Annotated in this window: 11 protein-coding genes and 1 riboswitch; of the genes, 7 read left to right on the plus strand and 4 right to left on the minus strand. The window is 39.7% G+C overall.

The genetic code is table 11. From position 1 onward, the window contains the following. Nucleotides 1–3: 3 nt before the first annotated feature. The 3 genes from DVR12_RS03995 to DVR12_RS04005 all read right to left on the minus strand — a co-directional run bounded on the left by DVR12_RS03995 (nucleotide 4) and on the right by DVR12_RS04005 (nucleotide 2788). On the minus strand, nucleotides 4–1308 hold the full coding sequence (locus DVR12_RS03995; RefSeq protein ID WP_116974147.1) for a voltage-gated chloride channel family protein: 1305 nt from the start codon (nucleotides 1306–1308) through the stop codon (nucleotides 4–6). Between the two features lie 49 nt (nucleotides 1309–1357). Beyond that, a riboswitch (Fluoride riboswitch) is annotated at nucleotides 1358–1421 on the minus strand. Between the two features lie 170 nt (nucleotides 1422–1591). Beyond that, entirely contained in the window at nucleotides 1592–2155 is a 564-nt protein-coding gene (locus tag DVR12_RS04000) for a thioredoxin family protein (protein WP_116974148.1), read from the minus strand. A 21-nt stretch (nucleotides 2156–2176) separates the two neighbouring features. Next, nucleotides 2177–2788: a 5'-methylthioadenosine/S-adenosylhomocysteine nucleosidase family protein gene (locus DVR12_RS04005; RefSeq protein ID WP_116974252.1), complete on the minus strand. Its 612-nt coding sequence runs from the start codon at nucleotides 2786–2788 to the stop codon at nucleotides 2177–2179. 125 nt (nucleotides 2789–2913) lie between these two features. Here DVR12_RS04005 and DVR12_RS04010 point away from each other — a divergent pair, with 125 nt between their 5' ends. The 5 genes from DVR12_RS04010 (at nucleotide 2914) to DVR12_RS04030 (ending at nucleotide 11969) form a co-directional block, all read left to right on the plus strand. Further along, a complete protein-coding gene (locus tag DVR12_RS04010; protein ID WP_116974149.1) occupies nucleotides 2914–3978 on the plus strand; it encodes a helix-turn-helix domain-containing protein in 1065 nt (354 codons plus the stop codon). A gap of 1048 nt (nucleotides 3979–5026) precedes the next feature. Continuing rightward, nucleotides 5027–7390 (plus strand): outer membrane beta-barrel protein, encoded by a 2364-nt coding sequence (locus DVR12_RS04015; protein ID WP_116974150.1) that lies wholly within the window; start codon nucleotides 5027–5029, stop codon nucleotides 7388–7390. 292 nt (nucleotides 7391–7682) lie between these two features. Then, the gene (locus DVR12_RS04020) at nucleotides 7683–10061 is read left to right on the plus strand and encodes a TonB-dependent receptor (protein WP_116974151.1); all 2379 of its coding nucleotides are present in this window, start codon (nucleotides 7683–7685) and stop codon (nucleotides 10059–10061) included. Between the two features lie 11 nt (nucleotides 10062–10072). Then, nucleotides 10073–10789, plus strand: coding sequence for a hypothetical protein (locus DVR12_RS04025; RefSeq protein ID WP_116974152.1), 717 nt, complete (start codon nucleotides 10073–10075; stop codon nucleotides 10787–10789). Between the two features lie 10 nt (nucleotides 10790–10799). Further along, nucleotides 10800–11969, plus strand: coding sequence for a PepSY-associated TM helix domain-containing protein (locus DVR12_RS04030; protein ID WP_116974153.1), 1170 nt, complete (start codon nucleotides 10800–10802; stop codon nucleotides 11967–11969). A gap of 74 nt (nucleotides 11970–12043) precedes the next feature. Here the strand turns inward: DVR12_RS04030 and DVR12_RS04035 are convergent, their stop codons facing one another. Next, nucleotides 12044–14800 carry a PQQ-dependent sugar dehydrogenase gene (locus DVR12_RS04035; RefSeq protein ID WP_116974154.1) on the minus strand — a complete coding sequence of 919 codons (2757 nt, stop codon included), beginning with the start codon at nucleotides 14798–14800 and terminating at the stop codon, nucleotides 12044–12046. A gap of 217 nt (nucleotides 14801–15017) precedes the next feature. Here DVR12_RS04035 and DVR12_RS04040 point away from each other — a divergent pair, with 217 nt between their 5' ends. Together DVR12_RS04040 and DVR12_RS04045 are read left to right on the plus strand one after the other, a co-directional pair. Continuing rightward, nucleotides 15018–15302, plus strand: a complete 285-nt coding sequence (locus tag DVR12_RS04040) for a hypothetical protein (RefSeq protein WP_116974155.1) — start codon at nucleotides 15018–15020, stop codon at nucleotides 15300–15302. A 181-nt stretch (nucleotides 15303–15483) separates the two neighbouring features. After that, nucleotides 15484–18087 carry a galactose oxidase gene (locus DVR12_RS04045; RefSeq protein ID WP_116974156.1) on the plus strand — a complete coding sequence of 868 codons (2604 nt, stop codon included), beginning with the start codon at nucleotides 15484–15486 and terminating at the stop codon, nucleotides 18085–18087.

The following is an 18087-nucleotide window of genomic DNA, read 5'->3' on the forward strand; positions in this document are numbered from 1 at the left end:
TTTCTATTTTTTACGTTTATCCCTAAGCGTTGGAAAAGGAAACTGGATATCAGATTTAGGAACAGCAACTCGTTGCGCACCATAGATACCGGAATGACCGCTAAAATAATAAGCGGTAAAGCAGGCTACGGCATAATAAAGTACATTATCGGCTCCGAATAGTTCTACACCCATAACAGTACATGCAATAGGAGTATTGGTAGCTCCGGCGAATACGGCTATAAAGCCTAAACCAGCCAACAGATCTACCGGTGCTCCTGTATGTATGGCTATAGTATTTCCTAAAGCAGCACCAATGAAAAAGAGAGGGGTTACTTCTCCTCCTTTAAATCCGGTTCCTAATGTAATAGCTGTGAATAACAGCTTCCAAAGCCAGCTGAAATTAGTGGCACCGTTTTCATGAAAGCTGGTAACAATGGTCACCGCATTAGGATCGGGGTTACTAACACCCAGCCCCAAATAGTCGTCGGTTTGTAGTATCCAGGTAAATAAGATCAATATGCAGGCACCTGCAACCGGAATCAACCATTTTTTGGCTATAAACCGATTACTATAATGTTGAATTGTATGGGTGGTAGAGGCAAACATGAAACTGCACAATCCAAATGCGATACTTGCTCCTATTACTTTAAGTAGTAACCAACCATCAAAGATGTGCGTATTGGTGATATAGTTGATTGTGTATTTGGTATGATGAATTCCCCATGCACTACATACAAAATCTGCAAGCACGGCAGCCATGAGGCAAGGGAGCAGCCCTTTATGCTTAATTCTACCAATTGCTAAAACTTCCAGGGCAAAGATAGCGCCGGTAACGGGGGTGCCAAATACGGCTCCAAATCCTGCTGCAATTCCGGTTGTAAGTAAGATACTAATATCCTCTTTTGATAGCCTGAAGAGGCTGGCGAAGTATTGGGCCACACTTCCGCCGATTTGTACGGCGGTGCCTTCCCGGCCGGCTGAGCCACCAAACAGATGGGTAATTACAGTGGTAATAAGGATTAAGGGTGTCATTCTTGCCGGCACTCCGCCTCCCGGCTGATGAATTTCATCAATAATGAGATTATTCCCCGCAGCCGATTGCTGGCCCCATTGCTTGTATAGCCAATAAATAAAAATACCTGCCAGCGGTAACAGATAAAGTAGCCAGGGATGTTCAAGCCTGTAATCTGTGGCTTTCTCCAGTAACCATAAAAATAAAGCTACCAGTGAGCCTGCTACGATAGATACAGGTAACACTAATAAAGTCCACTTCAGTAAGTATTTGGTAATTGCCAGTTGCTCTGGAGAAGTATTCAGCTGTTTCATGCACTACAAATTAATAAGCTATTGCTTTACAAAGCAATAAATATTTAAAAAATTTGTAGGCGCCATCAGCTCTGCGAGCGGTTCAGTAGGAAGACACCATTTCCTGTGCTGCAAAGATAGCAGGAAATTTCAAATTTAACATAGCTGCAATTTAATATCTGCTTCCATTGGCTAATTTAACAGTATGCAGCTAATTTATTAACAGGAGGACTGCTTCCGAGGGGCTTAACGGGTATATAGATGCAAATCTGTTTTGCAGTACCTCCTGTCTTTTTAGTATGATTTATTGTTGAGTAGTTGCCAATAATTGCGTTAATTCTGCCTGGATTAATTTGCCCTGATCTTTATTATACCACTTTTGCAGTTCTGTTTTAAGTGTTTCGAAATCTGCTTTCTCTGCTACTAACTGGTTGTAAAGTTCCTGGCATTCTGCAGGTCTTGGCCCCCAGGTTCCCAAATCCTTGCCATCACTATTACGAATAATTAGCTTGGGAATAGATTTACCTCCGTTTGTCAGATATTCATTGATCAGAAAGGGAGGGCTATCCCTTAATTGATAATCAACTTTAATCATCGGGTTTAATGCCGAAAGTAATTCAAAGAAGGGTACTATATGTGCCGCATCACCGCACCATGGCTCAGTTATAACAATCCAGTTCTGTGGTTGCGTTATTGCCATTACAACTGATTTGGTTTCAGGCGCTATAGTAGCCTGTTTTAACCAACGGTGCATCCTCGACCAGTTCAACTTGGCATAGTTAAAATAATCCGGGTTATCGTAAGGTGCTGGCGGTTGCGGGTTATTTAAGATCTTCTCGAATACATCCAAATAAGAAACAAAATCCATGCTTTCCGTTTTAAAAGGTATTTATGGCACCGATAATTGGTCTATTGCCTGTTTTAGCACTTCAGCCGCAGAGTGTACGGTAACTTGCCAATCCTCTGCTGCCTGACCATCGGCTCCATCTGAAATATATTTTAGGCATAGGAAGGGGATTTTTTCCTCCTGTGCTATCCAGGCCAGTGGATAGGCTTCCATATCTATTACATCATAATCTTCGGTCTGATGCCCCGTTTCAAAGCTATCTCCTGTACCACAGATCCCTGATGGTAATCCGGGTGCTGCAAATCCATATTCCAGCAGTGGTGCCTGACCAGATAACGGGGTCTCATATTTACTGAATCCCAGTGGTCTTACATCCATATCCCGTTGGATGAACCTGTTACAGCAAACTACTGAGCCTTTACTAAATTTATTGCTACCTGCCGATCCCAGGTTTATTATTAATCCAGGCCTCTGCCGGGCAATTCTTTTTGTAAGATGATAAGCTGCATTCACTTTTCCGATTCCAACAAAAAGTGGCTTTACAGATTCAAACAATTCTGTTGCTTCGTATTCCAGTGCAAACACAAATAAAGGGTCCTGTTTCAAGAGTTCTGCAATGTTTAATGTTTGAATATCTGACTGAATTATAGACATGCCTCCGGTATTTTGATCCGCAAAGTTATTCATTGCCTTTAAAATAACCATAGATATAGATTCATAGAATACCCGTATTGAAATCAAAATATTCTTTAATTTCCCGGAATTAAGTAATTACTAGTATGAATATCGGTTACCAGATTTTGTTTTCCTTTAGTGCCTTAGGTGCTTTGAATGGGCTGATATTATGCCTTTACCTGTTTTTAAACAAGCGTAAAAAGTCTGTTTCGGCCTTGCTGCTGGGTACTTTATTGCTTTTGTTCAGTATACGTGTCGGAAAATCTGTTTTGCTTTATTTTAATCCCGACCTGCCAAGGATTTATCTACAAATTGGCTTATCTACCTGCTTTTTGGTTGGCCCATTACTGTTTTTCTATATAAAAACAATTCAGGATAAAGTAGTCAAGGTACCCACTGCCTGGAAGATCCATGGGCTGATTCTCCTGGCTATTGTTGTTGTAGGAGGCGTAATTTTACCATATGAGTCAAATGTTGATCTCTGGAACGTTGTAATAGTTCGAATTTTATACCTGCAATGGGGCATTTACCTTCTTGCAACCGGATATTTGATGAGCGACACCCTGAAAGCCGGATTTACCAGCTTTTCCGACCAGTCGCCGGCTCATAAATTTCAGATCGTACTTTGGCTGGGTAATATGGTGATCTTTATGATCTATGTGCTTACACTTTTCAACCTGATCAAAGGAATGTATATAATTGGCCCCGTTTCGTTCTCCCTTATTTTTTATCTGGTATTATCTTTTTGTTTGAAAGGAAATACCTGGGCCATTATTTCTCCCGAAACTGAAGCACCAAAATCTGAAAAGAAAAGAATAGCCTCCGCCAATGCTGAAATCTGGCTCGAACAACTCAATGAATTTATGTTGAAGAACGAAAGGTTTAAAGACCCTAATCTGAAACTCATAGATTTGGCGCAGGCTATCTCGGTTACACCACATCAGTTGTCTCAACTCTTAAACGAAAACCTGGGTAAAAGTTGTTCAACCTATATCAATGAATATAGAATTGAAGCAGCATGCAAACTTATCATGAACGCCTCTCCACTGAGTTTTGAAGCCCTTGGTTATGAAGTCGGCTACAATTCAAAATCTACATTTTATACTGTTTTTAAGAAAATAACCGGTCATACTCCTTCTTCATATAAGGATATAAGTGGGGTGGCTTGATTCGAAAGGTGTTGAAATATTGACTTTAACTGGCATGGCATGCCAAATATTAATAAGTTACTGATAGGTTGGATTTATTTTCTGTGGCTGCTGGAAGGCCTATGCTATTCAGGGTCAATGAATTGCTTGAATATTGGTTTCAATTTGAAGGATTGGTATGCTTTATTGTCTTTATTTGATTGATAAATTTCCTTTACCGTAGACTGGGCAGGGGTAAACCCTGCCCCTACAGGGCTTCAGCACATTACAGTTTCTATATTGTAGATTTATTTCTTTAAAGAATTGAAATTAGTAGATTGACATTTAACATGAAATATTACTACCAGAAGAAAATATAGTTTCGATGAAACCCTGCCCCTACAGGGCTTCAGCACATTACAGTTTCTATATTGTAGATTTATTTCTTTAAAGAATTGAAATTAGTAGATTGACATTTAACATGAAATATTACTACCAGAAGAAAATATAGTTTCGATGAAACCCTGCCCCTACAGGGCTTCAGCACATTACAGTTTCTATATTGTAGATTTATTTCTTTAAAGAATTGAAATTAGTAGATTGACATTTAACATGAAATATTACTACCAGATGAAAATATAGTTTCGATGAAATCCTGTAGGGGCAGGGTTTACCCCTGCCCAGTCTACAGTACATGAAACCAGTCCTTTAAATTGAATTCAATATTCAATCAACTCCCTTCTCCTTAACTTACTAGCGCTTACGGTAAATGAAATTTATCTATCACATAAAGACAATAAAAACCTATTGCGCTTAATTTAATAGCTAAAGTGAAACTTGTAGATCAACTATTCACCAAAGAGATAAATCGACTATTAAATTCCACCATCATAAAAACTCTTTTCCGCAAATCGACTCAAATCAACACCCAATCCACTATTTAAAATCCTTATATACAAAATTATATCAGATTAATAATCAATTATTTAGATAATAATCGGAGTACGTTTTTATAAATCCGTACTCCGATTTTAAAGGATTCGTACCTCCTTATTAAGTCTCCCGGCTAGGTTTGTGAAAAAGAAAATCTATGATTAACGGAAAGGCTGTTGTATTGCTTTTACTTGGTTGTTTTTTATTTTGTTTCTCCGTACAGGCACAGATTAAGGGCAGGGTATTTGAAAAATCTACCGGAACAGGAATTGCCTTTGTTAATATTGCGCTCTGCAATACTGATTCATCAATATTATCTGGTACAATCAGCGATTCACTTGGACGGTTTAATTTAGATAAAATACCGGATGCCCGGATACTGGTATTTTCTGCTTTAGGATATGAAAGACTTTATTACCAACTGCATCCCGATTCCTTTATTCTTAATATTTCACTAACCGAAAGTAAAACCTCAATAAGTGAGGTAGTTGTAAATGGTAAACAAACAGAGATCGTCCGGCAGGCCGACAGGCTAATTTTTAATATCGGTAGCCCATCATTTAAAGCAGCAGCCAATGCACTGGATATTCTAAAGAAAATCCCGGGAGTACAAGTTGCAAGTGATGGTACAATTTCGCTGTATAATGGAACAGTAACAATATTTTTAGATGGCAAACCAGTACAATTAAGCCCGGATGCATTGCAGCAGCTTCTTAGTACCCTGCAACCTGATGCTATTGCTAACCTCTCTGTAATTCAGCCATCCGCGAAATTTGATGGCGAGTATAAAAATATTATAGACATCAAACTAAAACAAAATAATACAACCGGCTGGAGAGGCAATATCAATCTGCAATTACAACAAAATGAATACAATCTGTCTGATAATAATGTCAATCTTCAATATAAAACCCCAAAGGTTTTATACAAGGTTCTGTTGGGGTATACAACAGGTACAGGAATTTACAGGTATAATGCATTGCAGCATTTACATAATACTAACTACCAGGCAACATCCACAGAAATTCTGACTGGTACCAATCGTTTTAGTTACCAATGGGGAATCGATTACCAGATTACCAAAAATCAGCAGATCGGTGTATTATGGAGAGCATTTTATATTAATAAACAAATAGATTCTCAAAACGATCTCCTTACCAGAAACGATAAACAGTCGGAAACTGTAGCACATTCGGCCAGCTCCAATCTTTCTACCCCCAGGCAAAATAACCAAACAATCGATTTAAGTTATAATGTCAGACTAAAGAAAGGTGAACTTCAGTTGCTGGCATCCATGAGTAATTTTAGCAATAATCAACAGGAAGATATTCAGCATATCGACTTACCATCGGCAGATTTGATTTCTTACTGGAAAACTGCTTTGAAAAACAAAATAGCAATCAGAACCTGGCAGGCAGATTATACAGTGGCCGGAGAAAAATATCTCTTCAATGCAGGCGTCAGATCGGCTTATTCAACCACCGGCAACGACCTGCAATATGACACAATTAATAATAGAAGCATCTTTGAGTTGGATAGCAGCCGCACAAATAGCTTTAGGTATCGTGAATTAATAAATGCGGGGTATCTGACTTATCAGCTTACCAAAGAAAAGTGGCAATTCCAGTTGGGAATAAGAGCCGAACATACCTATAGCAAAGCAGAAGCAATAACTACCAAAGATCTGACAAAACGGAATTTTTTAACCTGGCTTCCCGGAATAGTAGTTAACTGGCATCTAAAAGACAATGATCAAATTGTATTTACTGCAAACAGACGTATTACCAGACCAAATTTCGACATGCTCAATCCATTCAGGTTTTATTTCAGCCCATTGAATTATCGTGTAGGTAACCCATTATTACAACCGGCCATTACCAATAAACTAAGTATAGCCTATAGTCTGAAATCCTATCAGGTAAATGTTTTTGCAGGAAGAGATGAGCATCCTCTCGGGCGTTATCCTGTTTATGATACGGTAACGAATACACTGGCTTATTTGGGAAAGAATTTTGAAAAAACTGATTTCCTGGGGGCAGGAGCAACAATACCTATTCAGGTAAACAGGTGGTGGCAAATGAATTTTAATATTGAAGGATATTACAGGAAAGAACGAACTCCTTACTTGGATACCGTATATGCAATACCTGTTCTGGATGCTGCTGGTAGTGGGAGCCAGACATTTACTTTACCAAAAAACTGGACGCTCGATATTTTCATGTACTATCATACCCGGGGTGGAAATAGCCTGTATTATATAAGACCTTTTGGTAATATAGATATCGGTATCCGGAAAAGTTGGTTAAATAATCGATTGCAAACAAAATTGAATGCTTATGACCTCACGAATTCCAATGTTTCTTCACTTAGGTTCAGAGACAAGAATGTTATGGATAACCGTTTCACCCACTGGTACGGTCAACGCAGAGTTGTATTAACAATGATCCTGAATTTCGGTAAAGTGATCAAAGAGGATAAGATAAAACCTAAAGGAGAGGAGGAGAGGCGTGTGGGTATTTAATAAACTAATAATTGTACTATCACTTAACAAAAAGTAAGGCGTATATCACCGAAAAATTACTTAAGGGTACTGTTTCACAGATTAGGTAACGCAAATACAATGCGTATTGTGAAAATAATTTAGTGAAAAATCGATACGCCTATGGAGTAAATGATGTAGCTTCTTTAATCAATCTGTTAAAAGGTTGGCCCTTAGGCCGGCCTTTTTTATTTTTCCCAATCTCGTAAATCAATTTCCCGTTTGCGTAATATCCTTTTTTTGAAGGCTTATACTTTTGCATTCAAAAAAAATAATGAACCAAATCTACAGGCGATATATACTAATCCCCATTTTATTATTAGCCGTCCTTACCAGCGCCAGTGCTGCCGATATTCTTTCAGCCGTTAAAGGTAAGGTTATTACATCTGATGGAGCCCCAGCCGCTTATGTAACAGTTCGCATCAAAAATACCAATCATGGTGCGCTTACCGATGCAAAAGGAGAGTTTGTAATTAAAAGGGTAAAACCCGGACAATATACCCTGGAAGCATCTTATCTCGGCTATGAAACTATTCATCAGGAAGTAGTTGTGGAAACCGATAAGATTACGCAGGTGCAGCTTCAGCTAAATGCAACCGGCCAGCAAATGAAAGAGTTTACAGTAGTAGGCGAACATAAACGCTATAATGCAGGTACTGTATCCAATTCCTTGCGCCTTCAGTCTCCGATTGTAGAAGTACCTCAGAACATTCAAGAGGTTACAAAAGACGTGCTGGCAGATCAGCAGGTTTTTGATATGCAGGAAGGGGTTACCCGTAATGTTAGTGGTGCTCAGCGAATTGGCCACTGGGATATGTACACAAGAATTAATGTACGTGGCTCTCAGATTACCGCTTTCAGAAATGGTATGAATATAGTCAGCAGCCAGTGGAGCCCTCTGGCCGAAGATATGAGTATGGTCGACCGTATAGAATTTGTAAAAGGTCCTGCAGGTTTTATGCTGTCTAACGGCGAACCGGGTGGATTATATAACGTTGTTACTAAAAAACCAACAGGAACCCAACAGGGTGAAGTAGGCCTGACTCTTGGTAGCTACGATACCTACAGAGCTACTCTGGATCTTGATGGGAAACTATCTAAAGACGGTAAACTATTATATAGATTTAACATCATGGGCCAGCTTAAAAATGGACATCGCGATTATGAATATACAAACCGCTATTCCATAGCTCCTGTGCTGAAGTACCTGATCGACGATAAAAGTAGTGTAACTGTGGAGTACGACCTCCAGTACATGCAATTGCCTGTTATAGGTGGTAACTATTCCTTCTCTAAGAAAGGATATGGTGATCTGCCGAAGAATTTTACATCTATTGAACCCAATATGACCCCCACCAATATCTATGATCATAGTTTAATGGTGATGTTTGATCATCAGTTTAATCAGGATTGGAAACTAACTGCGCAAGCCGGTTATTTCAGATATAATCAAATCGGACAGAGTATGTGGCCAAAAGGCTTCACCACTCCGGGCAACGATAGTCTGGTTCAAAGAAATCTCAGTATCTGGGATGCTTTAGGTGTTAATCGTAGTGGCCAGGTGTTTGTGAATGGAAAGTTTTTTACCGGCTCACTTACTCATAAAGTATTGGCAGGACTGGATATGAAATACAGTGACTACTTTGCTGATTGGAACCAGGCTGCTACACTGGGCGATTCAACGTTTAATATTTATAAACCGGTTTATGGAGGTATTACTATGCCTATTTGGGATCGTAGCAGAAATATCCGCGAAAGGGGCGTGCAATATACCCTTGGTTATAATGCGCTTTATTTACAGGACGAAATCGGCCTGCTGGACGATAAATTACGTGTAACCCTGGCAGGTAGATATACTACCAATAAATATGTCAATCCATACGAAGGATCATATACAGATAGTAAGTTCACTCCACGTTTGGGGCTGAGCTATTCGATAGATAAGCATACCGCTGTCTACTTTATTTATGATGTATTCTTCATGGCCAACCCAGGTCTCGATTACCTGAAAAGAAACTTTAAACCACTGACCGGCGATAACCTGGAAGTAGGACTAAAGCGCGATTGGTGGAATGGAAGAGTAAGCTCTACGATCTCTGTTTATCAGATGGTTAAAAATAATGTGCAGACAGCAGATCAGGACCACCCCGATCCTGTCACGAATAACCCAATTTATATGCGCACAAACGGGCAACAGAAGATCAAAGGAGTAGAGGTAGATGTACAGGGAGAAATCGTGAAAAACCTGAACCTGGTTGTCAACTATGCCTATACCGACGCTATTGTTTCTAAAGATGAACAAAAAGAATTTGTAGGAAATGCTGTTGCCGGAACGGCCAGACATATTCAAAACTCCTGGTTATCCTATACGCTGGGAAATTCACCGCTAAAAGGATTAAGAGCTTCCGTGGGCTATCAGTATATGGCAGGAAGAGTGGCAGGAATGGTTTATGATAAATCTGAAAATCCCCTGCCGGATTATTTCAGACTGGATGCAGGTTTGGGTTACCAGATCAATAAGATTAATGTAAATGTTCTGGTCAATAACCTGCTGGATGCATATCTCTATACTGGCGCTCCTTCCGGAGGTTATTATTACTGGCAAACAGAGCCAGGCCGGAATGTTCGTCTCAATGTTGGATACCGTTTTTAAAAAATAACAATATGCGAAAATTACTATTTACCGTTTTATTCTGTTTCAGTATGCAAGCCCTCTTTGCACATGCTCTGTGGATAGAAACCATTACCACTGGCAAGATCGGGCAAACCCAGGAGGTTAAAGTTTATTTGGGTGAATATGCCGATGGACAAAGAGATTCTACTCAACATTGGTTTAGCAACATGAAAGACTTTACGCTTTATCTTATTGCTCCCGATGGTAAAAAAGAGGCGTTGCAATGCACTGCCAATGGCAATCATTTCAAAGCAACATTTACTCCAACAGTAGCCGGAACCTATACTTTATCTGTAGACCATACTGTACAGGAAGTATATGGCGGAAGCAAAATCCGTTATTACGCCCTGGGATTAGTGAAGGTAAATGGTTCTGCAGAAGGATTGGCACAATTGCCACAGAGAACAGATTTTACATTACTGGCTCAGGAGAATAAAAAGTTTAAGGTGAATCAGCCAACCAACGTAAAGTTTTTGTACAAGCAGGAAAAAACTCCTGAGGCGGCAGAACTGACAGTGCAATCGCCTGCTGGTTGGGCAAAGAAGTTCAAGGCTGATGAGCAGGGTGCTGTTACTTTCCAGCCTTTTTGGAGTGGTAAATATATGCTGGAAGGCACCTTTACAGAAAATATCAGTGGAACACATGAGGGAAAACCATTTGAGCGAATTTGGCATTGCGTTACCTATTGCATGGACGTAGATAAATAGGACCCGCCAAATGAATGTGAAAAAATCTATCCTTCAACTTCACCGCTGGCTCGGACTTCTGTCTGGGCTGGTGGTGTTTGTTATTGCTATTACAGGGTGTCTGTATGCTTTTATTGATGAATTGAAACCTATTTGTTATAAAGAGCGTATGTACGTTACTGTGCCCTCACACGGGCAAAGATTGCCAATAGATCAATTACGGGCAATTGCACAAAAAGCAGTAGGTGAAACTTACCCATTAAAGGCAGTTGAAATCCCGCTGGCAGCCGATAGAAGTATTTATTTCAGAGCTGTTAAGGTAGATCCTGAGGCTATCGGACATGCAAATTATACTAAATACTATTGGCGCGTTTTTATTGATCCCTATACCGGAAAAGTGCTTAAGATTGAAGATACCAAATGGGAATTTTTCAACGTAGTGGTGAATCTTCATATCAATCTTCTTCTTGGAACAAAAATAGGTAAGCCTATTGTCAACTGGAGTGTAGTCATTTTTGTTGTAATGCTGGTTTCTGGTCTTATTTTATGGTGGCCATCAAATAAGGCTGCTGCCAAACAACGTTTTGCTTTTAAATGGAAAGACTCAACGAAATGGAAAAGGAAGAATTATGATCTGCATAATATTCTTGGATTCTATTCATTACTGGTATTATTGATTATCTCTCTAACAGGTTTAGTTATAGCATTTTCATGGTTCGATAATTCTGTTCAATGGCTTGCCAACAAAGGAAAGTCAGCTACTCCGGTTGCTCCGGTCTTTTCAGATACAACTAATACTACAGCCTTTTCCCTCGATCATATGCTCGCTGCTGCAGAACGTCAGTCGCCTGCTGCCAATCTGTTTTTTATATCCATTCCGGCAGATAACAAAAGTCCTGTCCATTCATTTTCCCGAAACGATAAGAAACCTTTATACCTGGCAGATAGAGTGCAGCTCGATCAGCATACTGGTGCTACTCTTAAAGTAAAAGATTGGGCATCTCTTAATAACGGCGAATCAATTCGTGCAATGAATTACGATTTGCATGTAGGTAGTGTGTTGGGAATTCCTGGTAAAATACTGGCATTTCTTGCCTCCTTAATTGCTGCCTCGTTACCTGTTACCGGGTTTTATATCTGGTGGGGAAGGAGTAATAAGAAGAAGGTGCCTGTACGGGCAAAAGCAGTAATGGTGAATTGAGAGATCAACAACGAAATAGAAAGGGGGCTGTCTCATACTTTGAGACAGCCCCCTTTCTCATATTTATTCCATACTTAAGGTTTAAACTCAACCCAATCCAGCGTAAATAAATGCTGATTTGGTTTTTGTTCTTTCTTAAATACAAAGTAAAGGTCATTAACGCCTCCAGGATTCTGGATCGCTACCGTTTGTTCTGTAAACTTATCCCATCCGCCAGTGGCACTATATTGCAGCTCGCTGATCTTAGGGCCATCCGGACTATTAGTATGTACTTCCAATATGGCATCCTGATTTAATGAAGAAAATCTGTAGGTCAGTTGTTTGATCCCTTTCAGATCTATTTGTTTAAATACAAACCAGGATTGGTTATGGATTGAACCGAGTTGATTTGATTGTCTGCTGATGTTATTTACATCATCTGCATCTTCAGCCTCCAGGCGTAATGGACGCAGTAGGAGAATACCACTTGCGCTCAATGGTGCGGCCTTTCCACCACCATCTGTATACGTAGCTGAAAGTATATAGTTACCAAATTTATCTTTTGCAAGATGATCTTTTAATGCTATACTTCCCTGGGCGGGCAGGTTAGCCGGAGTTTTAGGATCTGCAAGCGTAAGAATATATTTAACAATTTGTCCGGCCTCATCTGTCGAGAGTTGTGGATGTGCGGCCATAGAATGTTCTCCCCATACTCCGCCACCACCTTTGATAATCTTATTTGCCAGGTAGGTTGGAGCTTTTTTATCGGTACGGTAACGTTGCGCTACTTTTACGAAGGCAGGCCCCACTGATGGTTTATCGATCTGGTGACATGCCTTACAATCACTTCCTTCCATAATTATTTTTCCGGGATGTACTGGCATTGTAGTAGGCAGCTGATGTCCTTTGGTTGCCTGGTTTTTGGATTTAGGCATATAATGAAGTCCTACTCTCAATCTTGCGAGATTAATGGTAGGATCTTCCTTATCGGTAACAGTTACCTTATAATGAAGAGGTGAGTTATCGAAATAGAATGTGTTGTTGTCGGTAGTCGTTACTTTTACCAGTGGAGCTGTATTGCCGGCATAGATCTTTACTGTATCCCTGCTGCTGGCACCTGATGGATCTGTGATTTTTAAGATGGCTTTATGTACTCCGGGTTTGGTATAAGTATGGGTTGGATTGGCGGAATTATCTTTAGTGCCATCTCCAAATGTCCACTCATATGTTAATGCATCATTATCGAAATCGTAGCTACCCTTACTATCAAAGCTAACCTTGTAAGGTATGGTTCCCGCTGTATCAACAGTGTTGATACGCGCTACAGGCGCACGGTTTCCGCTATTAAATGTTACCTTCACCAGACGGGCATCATCATTGTCAATTCCATATACCGATCCATATTCCAGTACATACATCACCCCATCTTTACTAAATGCCATATCTATTGGTCGTCTGAAATCGCCGTTACTTTCCATAAATGGTTCGTAGCCTACGAAGTTCTGTTGCTCGTCCAGTCGTACTGCAAATACCCAGTTGCGCATCCAGTCATATATAAATAATGCTTTATCGTAGTAGGCAGGAAACCCTTTCTTATTGGCCAGTGTAGTATTATAATGATACACAGGTCCAGCCATCGCGCATCGGCCCCCACTTCCCAGCTCAGGAAATTCAGGTGATTTATCGTAAGGGTACCAGATCATCGCTTTGGTTGCTGGCGGTAAAACTTTAAGACCTGTATTGTAGGGCGACTCATTTACCGGTGCTTCCGCTTTATAATATTGTCCTATTGTTTTTGTAGCAAAATCGTAAGCTGGGTAGACTTTATTATCACCAACTACATATGGCCATCCATAGTTGCCTGGTTTTTTAGCCTGGTTGATTTCATCGTAACCACGCGGACCCTGATCACTATCTCTACCGGCATCCGGACCAACTTCTCCCCAATATACAATGCCAGTTGCCGGATCTACTGAAATTCGGTAAGGGTTACGGCAGCCCATTGTATAGATTTCCGGACGTGTGTTGGCTGTTCCTTTAGGAAACAAATTACCTTCAGGAATAGTGTAGGTGCCATTGGGTTCGGGATGGATTCGCAGGATCTTACCTCTGAGATCATTGGTATTACCGGCTGATCTTTCAGCATCAAATGTGATACGGCCAGGAATACGATCTAATGGTGCATAACCATTGGATGCAAAAGGCACGGTGTTATCTCCGGTAGAAATAAATAGGTTACCTTCTTTATCCCAGTCGAGCGAGCCTCCGGTATGAGCGCTCACTTCCAGCTCAAGAGGAATTGTAATTAATACTTTTTCACTTTTTGGATCTAATACTTCATTACTGGTCATAGTAAACCTGGAAACTCTCTGAGCTGCCGGGAGCTTGTTGGGCGTATAGAAGCAATAGATATAACGGTTCTTATCGAAATTGGGATCTATGGTAACTCCCAGTAGTCCATTTCCAAATCCTTCTTTGGTGTCTGGTAGCACCGGGAAGGTATATACGATTTTTGTCTGGTTGGTAAGCGGATTAAAATAATATAGCTTACCATTTCTCTCAATGAAATATACACCACCGGAATTGGTAACCGCCAATTCCATGGGCTCATTAAGATCGTTCGATAATATAGTTTTTGTAAACCTGTTATCTTCCGGTTTAAGGGTAGTATCTACACTTCTTTTTCGATGTAGCAGATAATTGGTTGATAATACTCCTGTACTCAAATCAGGGGCCGCTAATTTTTCCGTAGAAGCCGTACCCATAGCATTTGAGCATGGATTAATGAATGTCAGACTGACAATAAAACAGGCGGAATATGCGAGTTTTACTTTTTTTAATTGTTCACGCATGAATCAATAAAGGTTTAATTTAGGAAGGCCTAAAATAATAGAATTCAGTATACTTTCTAAGAAATTTGGATAAAAGGTCTCACTAATTCATAAAAAATTAAGGGTCAATACCACTAATTTTTAGCTAATTTCCTGATATACTTGGGTTAAAGTTGTCATTTTGGCTGATGCTTCCGTATATTTGGAGTCACGTTATTATGACTGGTAAACTTTAGAAATGGATTTACTTGACTTTAAGCAGTCTTTACAAGGAGCAACTCCGCCCAAAAACCTGAATGTATATTTAAATGCCTTATGGTATGATGGAAAAGGCGATTGGAAAAAAGCACATGATCTGGTAGATGGATTATCAGGAACAGAAGCAGCCAGAATACATGCATATCTTCATCGGGTGGAAGGGGATCATTGGAATGCAAATTATTGGTACCGTAGAGCCGGGGAAGAAATGCCAGCTTGTTCCCAGGAGAAGGAATGGGAATTATTAGTGGGTCGTTTTCTGTAGAAAAAAAGTTCGTTTAATACCTAAACAGAGGGAGCTAACAGCCAACATTACGTGTGATTTTTACATTTGTCGTTGATTCTTAAGACATAAAAAAGCACTATTTTGTTTATTATTTGTATATTCCACATGGGGTTAAATCGATGAGTTTAATTAGTTAGTATTATTAGTCTTTTAGCGGAGTATGCGGAAATTTATCCTTTTACTATTTATACACATTCACCTGGTTACCATTTCTGGTTTCGCGCAGTCTTATGGCTTGCGCTTTTCCAGCCATGAGGTAGTGCAGGAAAAAAGAACTACACTGAATCTATCTTCTTCAGGTCCGCTGTGCTTTAAAAAGAATACAGAAATTTCATTCGACCTGAATTTCATTCCATATAAAGAAACTTATTTTGGCTATATATTCAGAACAATTGATGCTAATAACCAGAATATCGACCTGGTTTACAATCAAAGAGAACGCACTTTCAATTTCGTAATCGGAGAAAGCTTTTCTAAAACTTTCCTGGTAGATTCTGTAGCACTCCATAATAAATGGGTACATTTTGCGATTAAGTTCGATTTAGATAATCAATCTGCCTCCATTTTAGTAAATGATAAACTCGTAATAAAAGGACCTGCTAAATTTGGTTCCTCTATCTGCGAACGTATCTTCTTCGGTACAAATAGCTTTGAAGGCTTCCAAACCGTTGATATTCCTCCAATGAATATTCGAAATATTCAAATAAAAGAGGGAGATAAGTTAAAATATAACTGGCCGCTGTCTGAAAATGAAGGTAATACCGCCACAGATACTAAAGAAGGAAAAATAGCGCTGATTAAAAATGCCAATTGGATAGGGCCCCGCCATCAAAGCTGGAAACCTGTACATACCTGGGAAATTCAGGGTAATCCCAGTGTGGCATTCGACAAAAATAACGAAGTACTCTATATAGTTTCCTCTGATACGCTTTACAGTATTTCTTTTAAAAGCGAACAGCAGAAGGCCATAAAACTAACTCAGCGATTGGATAGCCTCATGCCAGGTAGCCAGTCTGTTTACAACCCATATAATGACAAGTTGTATAACTTCTATATAGATCAGAAAAAAATTGGAGCCTACGATACAACCAGCCGACGTTGGGATATCAATTACACACCTGATTTACTGACTATCTACTGGCAGGCCAACAAATTTGTTTCGAAAGCCGATTCCTCCTTATATATCCTCTGCGGATATGGTCAGATGCAGTATAAAAATACTGTACAACGCTACCAGTTCTCTACCAAACAATGGGATTCTATCCCGGTTCGCGGTGAAAGACTCACTCCCCGTTATATGGCAGCTGTAGGTGCTAATGAGGATGGTGACACGGCCTATATTCTGGGTGGCTATGGTTCCAACAGCGGTAATCAGGTGGTAAATCCACGACATTATTACGATCTGTTTGCTTTTTCAGTGAAAGATCACTCTTTCTCTAAAATATATCAGTTCCCTGAACCGCCGGAACAATTCTGTTTTGCCAATAGCATGGTAATTGACCCTGAAACACATAATTATTATGCATTAATTTTTCCAAACGATAAATTCAATACCAGTTTACAACTAATAGAAGGTAATTTCCATGAGCCTAATTACAGGCTGCTAGGTAATAGTATCCCTTATTCGTTCCATGATATCAAGTCATTTGCCGATTTATATTACTGTAAGGAAAGCAATAAACTCGTTGCTGTCACACTTTATACTTCCAAGGATAATATAACGGAAGTAAAAGCATATAGCCTCGAATTTCCTCCAAATGCATTGGCCAGCAGTGTTGTTCCTGCTAAATCTATTTCGCACTGGTATTATCTGCTATTGATTCCTGCAGGAATAATAATTCTCATGATCTTCAGGAAAAAGAAACCGATTGCAATTAAAGCAACAGCTCCTGTTCCTAAGCCTGTCAACGATTTACCAGTAGTGAAAAAAGAGGTTGTAATAGCACCTGTACATGAAGCTCCGGTAGATGATATACCTGTAAATGAAGTTGTACATACGCCTGTAGTTACTTCTGATACAGAGGCTATTATATCTGAAACTGATAAAAGAGGACAGGTTTTCTTCTTTGGCCCATTTGAAGTACTGGATAAGGATGGCCAGGATATTACCAGGTTCTTTACTCCATTATTGAAGGAATTATTCCTCCTGATCTCAATTCATACCATCCGTTCAGGAAAAGGTATTTCTTCTGATCGATTATATGCTACACTCTGGCGTGATAAATCAAATAAAGAGGCCCAGAACAACAGGTCTGTTAATATGGTGAAATTAAAAGCCATATTAGATAAATTAGGAGTTTGTTCTTTTGTAAAGGAGGCTGATAGATGGAGTCTTCAATATGATGCATCCGAAATCAGAATGGACCTGGCAGATTTTCAACAATGGATTCAGGGCCCAAGACCTTTGACCCGCCAGGGAGTGAAACAATTACTTCAATTATTACATAGAGGCTCCTTCCTGCCAGATGCTAATTATATCTGGTTGGAGGATATTCAGTCAGAAATCTCAAATATCTCCCTGGATATTCTTACAGAATCTGCGGCTCAATTTAAATCGGACCCTGAACTACTGATAGAAATCGCTGATAGTATTTTCCTTTTCGATCCGGTAAATGAAGAAGCCTTGAGGATGAAATGCAGTAGTTTGGTCGGACTCGGCAGGCATTCTCTCGCTAAAGCTGCCTTCAATAAATTTGCAAAAGAATACAATCATATGTATGGAGAAGAGTTCCCTCATGCCTTCAATGAGTATTCTGTAGAATAA

This window comes from Chitinophaga silvatica (assembly GCF_003419895.1).
Classification (GTDB): Bacteria; Bacteroidota; Bacteroidia; order Chitinophagales; family Chitinophagaceae; genus Chitinophaga; species Chitinophaga silvatica.

Bases quoted from the DNA above. Each gene is read 5' to 3' on its own strand.
- DVR12_RS03995 (WP_116974147.1), bottom strand. From the start codon at position 1,308: ATGAAACAGCTGAATACTTCTCCAGAGCAACTGGCAATTACCAAATAC.
- DVR12_RS04000 (WP_116974148.1), bottom strand. From the start codon at position 2,155: ATGGATTTTGTTTCTTATTTGGATGTATTCGAGAAGATCTTAAATAAC.
- DVR12_RS04005 (WP_116974252.1), bottom strand. From the start codon at position 2,788: ATGTCTATAATTCAGTCAGATATTCAAACATTAAACATTGCAGAACTC.
- DVR12_RS04010 (WP_116974149.1), top strand. From the start codon at position 2,914: ATGAATATCGGTTACCAGATTTTGTTTTCCTTTAGTGCCTTAGGTGCT.
- DVR12_RS04015 (WP_116974150.1), top strand. From the start codon at position 5,027: ATGATTAACGGAAAGGCTGTTGTATTGCTTTTACTTGGTTGTTTTTTA.
- DVR12_RS04020 (WP_116974151.1), top strand. From the start codon at position 7,683: ATGAACCAAATCTACAGGCGATATATACTAATCCCCATTTTATTATTA.
- DVR12_RS04025 (WP_116974152.1), top strand. From the start codon at position 10,073: ATGCGAAAATTACTATTTACCGTTTTATTCTGTTTCAGTATGCAAGCC.
- DVR12_RS04030 (WP_116974153.1), top strand. From the start codon at position 10,800: ATGAATGTGAAAAAATCTATCCTTCAACTTCACCGCTGGCTCGGACTT.
- DVR12_RS04035 (WP_116974154.1), bottom strand. From the start codon at position 14,800: ATGCGTGAACAATTAAAAAAAGTAAAACTCGCATATTCCGCCTGTTTT.
- DVR12_RS04040 (WP_116974155.1), top strand. From the start codon at position 15,018: ATGGATTTACTTGACTTTAAGCAGTCTTTACAAGGAGCAACTCCGCCC.
- DVR12_RS04045 (WP_116974156.1), top strand. From the start codon at position 15,484: ATGCGGAAATTTATCCTTTTACTATTTATACACATTCACCTGGTTACC.